The sequence below is a fragment of the Blautia sp. ZXY-1-B12 genome, assembly GCF_056339915.1.
On the sequence record NZ_JBWJVP010000049.1, the window covers coordinates 1 to 7,579 of the forward strand.

Annotated in this window: 7 protein-coding genes, 4 tRNA genes and 2 pseudogenes; 1 reads left to right on the forward strand and 12 read right to left on the reverse strand. The window is 40.8% G+C overall.

The features are described 5' to 3' along the window. Nucleotides 1-144 precede the first annotated feature (144 nt). The 12 genes and pseudogenes from AC075L_RS03805 to AC075L_RS03860 all read right to left on the reverse strand — a co-directional run bounded on the left by AC075L_RS03805 (nt 145) and on the right by AC075L_RS03860 (nt 6,553). Complete coding sequence (locus AC075L_RS03805; protein ID WP_476387166.1) at nt 145-702, reverse strand: solute carrier family 23 protein; 558 nt, start codon at nt 700-702, stop codon at nt 145-147. Further along, a pseudogene (locus AC075L_RS03810) lies at nt 653-1,510 on the reverse strand (solute carrier family 23 protein). The gene AC075L_RS03805 and the pseudogene AC075L_RS03810 overlap by 50 nt, the downstream one beginning before the upstream one ends. Nucleotides 1,511-1,905: 395 nt before the next feature. After that, nucleotides 1,906-1,980 (reverse strand) — tRNA-Met (locus AC075L_RS03815). Between the two features lie 17 nt (nt 1,981-1,997). Next, a tRNA-Val gene (locus AC075L_RS03820) sits at nt 1,998-2,070 on the reverse strand. Nucleotides 2,071-2,101: 31 nt separating this feature from the next. After that, nucleotides 2,102-2,175 (reverse strand) — tRNA-Met (locus AC075L_RS03825). A gap of 15 nt (nt 2,176-2,190) precedes the next feature. After that, nucleotides 2,191-2,263 (reverse strand) — tRNA-Val (locus AC075L_RS03830). 310 nt (nt 2,264-2,573) lie between these two features. Beyond that, complete coding sequence (locus tag AC075L_RS03835; RefSeq protein WP_118409017.1) at nt 2,574-3,515, reverse strand: MetQ/NlpA family ABC transporter substrate-binding protein; 942 nt, start codon at nt 3,513-3,515, stop codon at nt 2,574-2,576. A gap of 134 nt (nt 3,516-3,649) precedes the next feature. Beyond that, entirely contained in the window at nt 3,650-4,309 is a 660-nt protein-coding gene (locus AC075L_RS03840) for a methionine ABC transporter permease (RefSeq protein ID WP_008707324.1), read from the reverse strand. Then, complete coding sequence (locus AC075L_RS03845) at nt 4,296-5,351, reverse strand: methionine ABC transporter ATP-binding protein (RefSeq protein ID WP_019162464.1); 1,056 nt, start codon at nt 5,349-5,351, stop codon at nt 4,296-4,298. Before AC075L_RS03845 ends, AC075L_RS03840 begins: the two co-directional genes overlap by 14 nt. A gap of 531 nt (nt 5,352-5,882) precedes the next feature. Continuing rightward, nucleotides 5,883-6,092: pseudogene (locus AC075L_RS03850) on the reverse strand (transglutaminase domain-containing protein); the annotation flags it as partial. A gap of 18 nt (nt 6,093-6,110) precedes the next feature. Continuing rightward, on the reverse strand, nt 6,111-6,383 hold the full coding sequence (locus AC075L_RS03855) for a cyclic nucleotide-binding domain-containing protein (RefSeq protein ID WP_020994112.1): 273 nt from the start codon (nt 6,381-6,383) through the stop codon (nt 6,111-6,113). Further along, nucleotides 6,377-6,553 (reverse strand): hypothetical protein, encoded by a 177-nt coding sequence (locus AC075L_RS03860; protein WP_008707318.1) that lies wholly within the window; start codon nt 6,551-6,553, stop codon nt 6,377-6,379. Before AC075L_RS03860 ends, AC075L_RS03855 begins: the two co-directional genes overlap by 7 nt. A gap of 466 nt (nt 6,554-7,019) precedes the next feature. On the opposite strand from AC075L_RS03860, the gene AC075L_RS03865 reads away from it, so the two are divergent. Next, the coding region (locus AC075L_RS03865; RefSeq protein ID WP_476387167.1) for a hypothetical protein at nt 7,020-7,579 on the forward strand (560 nt) is incomplete at its 3' end.

Consider the following 7,579-nt stretch of genomic DNA (forward strand, 5'->3'; position numbering starts at 1 on the left):
TTCGCCACATACATCTGCACCAGATAATCATTCACTATAATCTGAATAAAAGCGCAAAACCAGATATTCCCAGTTTCGCGCTTTTTATTGTTTTACTTATTCACTTTCGAACAATCCCAGTGTGCCAACAAGTTGATTCTGCTGCTATTTCTTCTGTGCCTCTTTTTTCTTCATGTCAAGAATCTCTTCTGCAATCTCAACTTCGGATTTCTCATCCGGTGGAAGCACGATATTCAGAATGATAGCAAACAATGCTGCAGGTACGATTCCTGAACCGCCGAAGATCAATGTGATTGCCTGCGGCATATGTGCAAGGACTGCTGAGTTTGCCCCAAGTCCATAGCCAAGACCAAGTGCAACGGAGACAATTGTTACGTTTCTCGGAGTTACCGGCCATTTTGTGATAAGCTGGATACCGCTGACAACAATAGATGAGAACATCATAACTGCCGCACCGCCCAATACACTCTGAGGCATGATGGAGATCAGTGCTGCAAGCTTCGGAAACAGACCACATGCGATAAGGAAAATACCGCCTGTTGCAATTGAGAAACGGTTTACAACCTTGTTCATTGCAACCAGACCTACGTTCTGGCTGAAAGAAGTATTCGGAAGTACGCCAAATACTGCTGCCAGTGAAGATCCAAGGCCATCACACATAACGCCGCCGGAAAGCTCTTTGTCTTGTAGCTTCTCTTCCAAGACCGCCCTCTGTGATACCGGAAATATCACCGACAGTTTCTACAGCTGTTACAATAAACATGATGCAGATCGGAACGATTGCCCTTGCATCAAATACCCATTTGACAGGCATGATCTTCGGCACTGCAAACCAGGATGCGCTTGCTACTTTATCCCAGTTAAGAACCCAGGATTTGGTAGCTTCTACTGTTGCACCTGCATCATCCACATAAGTAAATGTTGTAGGAAGAACTGCTGCCATAATACTTACCAGCACATATCCAACGATAATGCCGATCAGAATTGATGCAAAGCTTGTAAATCCTTTTGTTCCATGTTTTAATACGACAATTACGACCAGAACTACAAAACCTACAAACAGACTTCTCTCAGAGAACCGTAGTCCTTAGCGGCACATTCCGCCGCCAAAAGAACTGATACCAACAGCAATCAGCGAAAGACCGATTGATAATACAACGGTTCCTGTTACAACTGACGGAAAAAATTTTCTCAATGGTTTCAGGAAGCTTCCCAGTACAGTTTCAAAAAGACCGCCGATAAAGGATGCCGCCATAATTGCACCATACGCAACCACTCCATTACCCATGACTCCTGCAACACTCTGGCATACGCCAATAAAACCGGAACTGGTTCCCATAACGATGGGGAGTTTACCACCCACAGGTCCTATGGTAAATACCTGAACCAATGTTACAATACCTGCAATCAGCATGGCATTCTGTAGAAGTGCTACCTGCAGTTCTCCGCCGGCTTCGATTCCACAGGCTGCTGTGATGATCAGAAGCGGTGTAAGATTACCTACGAACATAGCCAGCACATGCTGCAAACCAAGAGGAATCGCCAGCTTCGGTGGGCGGCCTTCCAGTCAAGGTCGTAGGGTGTTACTGTGTTTTTCTCTTGTTTCTCCATTCCTTTCCCTCTCTTTCGTGAATGTTGATGTGATTCGGCAAAAGGTTTTACAATAGCGATTTTTCCTATAATCAAAAACAAGGCAGTTATCCTTTTTTGAATAACCACCCTGTTATCATTTCATACTACTGTCATTACAATGAACTTTTGCTTTCACCTTTTTGCATTATAAAGGATTTTGGGGATTATGGCAATAGTAAAAAGAAATTTTGTATATTTTTGTATGAATATGCCGGCAACATAAAAAAGCCTGTAAACCTTTCACTCGATTTACAGACTCATCTTTCGTGTAGTAGCGAGAGAGGGGGATTCGAACCCTCGACACCACGGGTATGAACCGTGTGCTCTAGCCAACTGAGCTCCTCTCGCCATTTTCTTTTAAGATATGGAACCTATAGGGCTCGAACCTATGACCCTCTGCTTGTAAGGCAGATGCTCTCCCAGCTGAGCTAAGATTCCATATTTGTTGGTGACAGATTTCTCTGTCAAGTAGCGAGAGGGGGATTCGAACCCTCGACACCACGGGTATGAACCGTGTGCTCTAGCCAACTGAGCTATCTCGCCATTTTCTTTAAGATATGGAACCATAGGGCTCGAACCTATGACCCTCTGCTTGTAAGGCAGATGCTCTCCCAGCTGCAGCTAAGATTCCATATTGTGCTTGTTTCAGGCGGCTTATTTGTTGTCCGCTCCGTAACTTGCTTTGCTATTATATAATGGATTTTGTCGGATGTCAACACCTTTTTGAAACTTTTTTAATTTTTTTTATTTTTTTAATTATTCGTACATTTTAAAGCATTTCTGACACAAAAAAATCAAAAAGCACAAGACAAATGCAAGTCTCTTATTTCCATCACTTGCTCATAACCGAATGACTGCTTCGCAGTTTATTCAAAAAAAGATTCCTTCTCCAGTTTTACCTGAAAAAGGAATCTCCTGTTATCTGTCATTATTATCTGTTATTATTCAGCATCTTCTGCTGCTTCAGTTGTTTCTGCATTTTCTTCTGCAGTATCCTCTTTTGCTTCGTCCTTGCTATCTGTATCCTTGCTGTCTGTTTCTTCTGTAGCAGCTTCTTCAGTGTCTGTACTGTCATCAAAAGGAATTACAGCACCGTCATATTTTTCATTGATGAAGTCTTTGATCTCATCAGATTTCAGTACGTCAACTAAAGCTTTAATCTTATCGCTGTCTTCATTGCCTTCTTTTACTGCGATTACGTTTACATATGTCTTTGCTGCTTCAGAATCAGATTTCTCATATGCAAGTGCATCTTTTCCTACTGAGAATCCTGCTTCCAGAGCATAGTTTCCGTTTAATACTACGTAAGCTGTCTCACCTGTAACACGTGCTACCTGTGCTGCTTCCAGCTCTACGATCTTTACATTGTGAGGATTCTCTGCAATATCCTTAACAGTTGCATTTAATCCTGCGCCATCTTTCAAAGTGATGATTCCGTTATCCTGGAGAAGAAGAAGTGCTCTTGCTTCGTTTGTGGTATCATTTGGTACTGCGATAGAATCTCCGTCTTCCAGATCATCCAGGCTGTCTTTTGTTCCGGGATAGATTCCGAATGGCTCATAGTGAATACCGCCTGCATTTACAAGGTGTGTGCCCTTCTCCTCATTAAACTGATCCAGATATGGGATATGCTGGAAGTAGTTTGCATCAAACTCTCCACTCTCAACTACCTCGTTTGGTCTTACATAATCATCAAATACAGTAACCTCAAGGTCATATCCTTCTTTCTCAAGAAGTGGTTTTGCCTCCTCAAGGATCTCTGCGTGAGGTGTTGCAGATGCTGCAACTGTGATGGTTTTGTCATCATCCTTTGCATAAACGCCTGTGCTTAATGTTCCTGCCACTAATACTCCTGTTAAAACTGCTGCCACTAATTTTTTCATAATAATTGTCCTCCTGAATTTTATATTTTAACTTTTTTCATAACCATTTTATAATCAACAATTTCTTAAAACAATTGGGTTTATGTTATTTTCATCCATTCGAAAATATTTCATTAATTATGGATTTCTTATAGCTATTTTCTTCTGTCAATCTTATTTGCGATCATCATTCCCACTGACTGGAAAATCTGTACCAGCACCACCAGCAGGATAACTGTAACGATCATAATATCTGACTGATATCTGTAATATCCATAGCGGATGGCGATATCTCCAAGTCCGCCTCCTCCTACTGCACCGGACATGGCTGAATAACCAAGGATAGTTCCGATTGCAATCGTTGCTCCTGTGATCAGTGAAGTTCTGGCTTCTACCAGAAGAACCTTCACAATGATCCTTATATTGCTGGCACCCATAGCTCTGGCTGCCTCGATCACACCTGCATCCACCTCTTTAATAGAAGATTCCACCATTCGTGCGATAAAAGGAATGGCTGCCACTACCAGTGGCACTACCGTTGCTGTAGATCCATAGCTCTTTCCCACCACTGCTCTGGTAAAAGGAATCAGCAGGATCAGTAAGATCAGAAACGGAATACTTCTCACAATATTTGCAATTGCATCCAGTATCTTATACAACACTGCATTTGGTTTCAGTCCCTCTTTATCAGACACTGCCAGCAGCACTCCCATAGGAAGTCCGAACAGGTATCCCAGAACTGTGGAAAGAACTGTCATGTAAAGTGTTTCTCCCACACCCTGGACAATCATCATTATTGTCTCATGATCCCACATATTCTGTCACCTCCCCGATTGCTAAACCTTTTTCTTTCAGATACTGCTTCATCATTTCTGTCCTGGTACTGCCTTCCATAAACTCCAGTATCATCTCTCCCTTGGCTACACCACCTACATTCTTGGTATCTGCTTTGAGGATATTTACCGGTTCTCCGAAGGTAAGGATCAGATTTGCGATCACAGGCTCAAAAGCTGAATTCTCAGAGAATACGATTCGTATCTTCTCACCGCTTTTGATCTCTGCCTGTCCTTTTTCCCTGCCTGCATCCAGTCTGCTGTCTGCGTCGATATCAGAACCTGTATCCTTTCGGATCAGTTCTTTGGCAACCTCTGACTGAGGATTTGCAAAAATATCTGCAACCAGTCCTTTCTCAACCACTTCACCCTCATACATGATCGCCACATGTGTACAGATTTCACGCACCACCGACATCTGATGAGTAATGATCACTATGGTGATTCCAAACTGCTTATTAATCTTTTTCAGCAATTCCAGAATGGAAGAAGTAGTCTGCGGATCCAGTGCACTGGTAGCCTCGTCACAAAGTAAAATCTTCGGATCCGATGCAAGTGCTCTTGCAATGGCAACCCTCTGCTTCTGACCACCGGAGAGCTGTGCAGGATAAGCATTCTGCCTGTCCCCCAGACCAACGATCTCCAAAAGCTCTGCTGCCCTCTTTCTGGCCTCTGCCTTCTTCTTTCCTTTTATATAAAGTGGAAAACAGACATTATCAATCACTGACTTCTGCATCAGCAGATTGAAATGCTGAAAGATCATACCAATCTCTTCCCTCTGTTTCCTCAATTCTTTCTCTGTCAAATCTCCAAGAGCCTTCCCATCTATCAGAACCTGTCCCTCTGTAGGAACCTCCAGAAAATTCATACATCGTACCAATGTACTCTTACCTGCCCCCGACATACCGATAATCCCATATATATCACCGGAATCGATATTCAGGTTCACATCCTTCAAAGCCTCGACCACGCCATCTTTCGTGTCAAAAGACTTCCGGACCTTCTCAATCACAATCCCAGACATCTCATTCTCCCTCTCTCTTATTCCCCGCTCCGTTGAGCATGAACATACTATACCACTACACTTCCAAATATGCCAATTCATAATATCTAGCACCAGTTATAGTTTAAAACTATATTTTTATCGCTTTACCACATCAAATTCTATATCTCCTGGATTTATTCAGAAAGAAAAACAGCAGGAGAAAGGTCATATTCCTTTCATCCTACTGCTTTGAAAACGTAATATTCATTAAATTCCATCATCCACATCCGGTTCTTTGGGATTTGCACTTTTGCATCCATTACAGGTCATCCTCTGCTATATTCATTTTGACTTGGATAATCCATCTGAGAATAATTTGTCGTTTTGTCCCATGTAACATGAACCTGAGTCAAGCGGATATTCGCAATCCGGATCCAGAATACGCACTTACCATTTTTACTCTTCCAGGTATTTTTTGCGCAGCATTTACAGTTACTGACATTACCATACAAAACAGTATCAAAAAACACCTGTCAAAATCGCTGAGAACTTTTTCTTCCTCTTAGCTCCTTATCTTTTAATTTTTTTCACAGATGAGAACGCACTGTAAACTTTCTTTCCTTTCACTGTCTGATATGCGCGGATTTTATACTGATAAGTAGTATTCTTTTTTAATCCCTTATCTGTAAAAGAAGTGGATCTTGTGTCACTGACTTTTTTCCATGTCTTTCCAGTCAGTTTGTATACTTCATAACCAGATGCACCTTTTGTCTTGGCCCAGGTTACTTTCCAGCTCTGTCAAGCCCCATCATATTTTTCCAGCCCCGGATAGGTTTCCAGGAAATATTCATATCTCTGTACCGGATTACAGGTAAGAATCATTTTTCTGTATTCATATTCCCTCATAGATGCCACACTCTGCATTCGATTACAGACCAGAGCAATTTCTATATTCTCCATAGCCAGCTTTCGAAGAACATCCGCTGATATCCTTACAATTTCACAATCCGTTATCAACTCCACTGTCAGGAAAGAGGTTATCTGCTTGTCCAAATTCATGATCCCTACCAAAGCTTTACCTTCTCGTTCTCTTTCATCAGCAAAGTTTTTGCTTTCAACTTACAGATTTCCGAGTTCTCCGCCAACACCTCCAGCACAGCTTCCGATTTTATTCCTATCACATTATGAAAAAAATCTTTCAGTTTTTCCTCTTCATTTTCCCTTTTTCTTTCATCACTCATACTTTTTCCTTTTTACACTCTCAAAATCACCAGACAAAACCATCTTGCTTAAAGTTACTGTTTATCCTGTTCTTTTGCAAACAAGATTTTCTCTAATTATATCTTATTGTCTGACAAATAGCAATTTCACCGCTTGATTCAAATCAAGTAATCAAAAATATTTTTCCCAAACATACCCTTCACAATTTTTACTGCTACACAAAAATAGCTATAAGACTTCATTTTTGAAATCCTATAGCTTTGCTATTGATAATATTACGTTGTATTTGTAATCATCAATTATTTTCCAGTAACCATTGGAACACGACTAATAAACCGAACAATACTTGTGTCTTTATTCTTTATCATATTCAAAAATAACCGAAATCCTACTCATTTCTAAAACATATTTCGATAAGTCAAAATTACAATTTTCACACTTTAATTGATATAATATTCAACAACTAAACAAGGAGGCCATTTAACCATGAATAATGTAAAAATTCTATGTATCGCAGGCAGTATCGTACTCGGTAGTATATTGCTATCCGGACAAGCTTTTGGCAAAGCCCCCTCAGATCTAATCACCCTTTCCGCCCCTAAGGAGCCTGAGGGGCAACATGTATCTTATGATATAGATGGTTCCGGCTCTTATTATGACAGTGAGTCAGATACAACTTACTATTTTGTCAAGGGGATTGTCACTTCTTATTCTAATCATACAAAAACCTTTTCACTGACTTCCGACGTCGGTGAAACTTATGAGTTACCGGCAGATACGGATATTAATATAACCGACTATCTCAACACAGAAGCACATATATGGTACTCAGAAGACTCTCAAAAAAACTTAAAATTACTTGTGTTCTCTCCTCAAATTTTTTGGGAACATATTAATGAGCTGGAATCAGATGAGCAAATTCCGGATGGTGCCACAGAAATTGATGGGACTCTTTCAAAATATATCTCTTTCTGGTTAACAGAAGATAAAATAGATGTTACTCTCTTATTTGTTGAGGACAACGATGGAAACACTCATATATATGC

Coding starts and splice junctions, on each gene's coding strand:
- AC075L_RS03835 (WP_118409017.1), bottom strand. CDS start 3,515: ATGAAAAAATTAGTGGCAGCAGTTTTAACAGGAGTATTAGTGGCAGGA.
- AC075L_RS03840 (WP_008707324.1), bottom strand. CDS start 4,309: ATGTGGGATCATGAGACAATAATGATGATTGTCCAGGGTGTGGGAGAA.
- AC075L_RS03845 (WP_019162464.1), bottom strand. CDS start 5,351: ATGTCTGGGATTGTGATTGAGAAGGTCCGGAAGTCTTTTGACACGAAA.
- AC075L_RS03860 (WP_008707318.1), bottom strand. CDS start 6,553: ATGAGTGATGAAAGAAAAAGGGAAAATGAAGAGGAAAAACTGAAAGAT.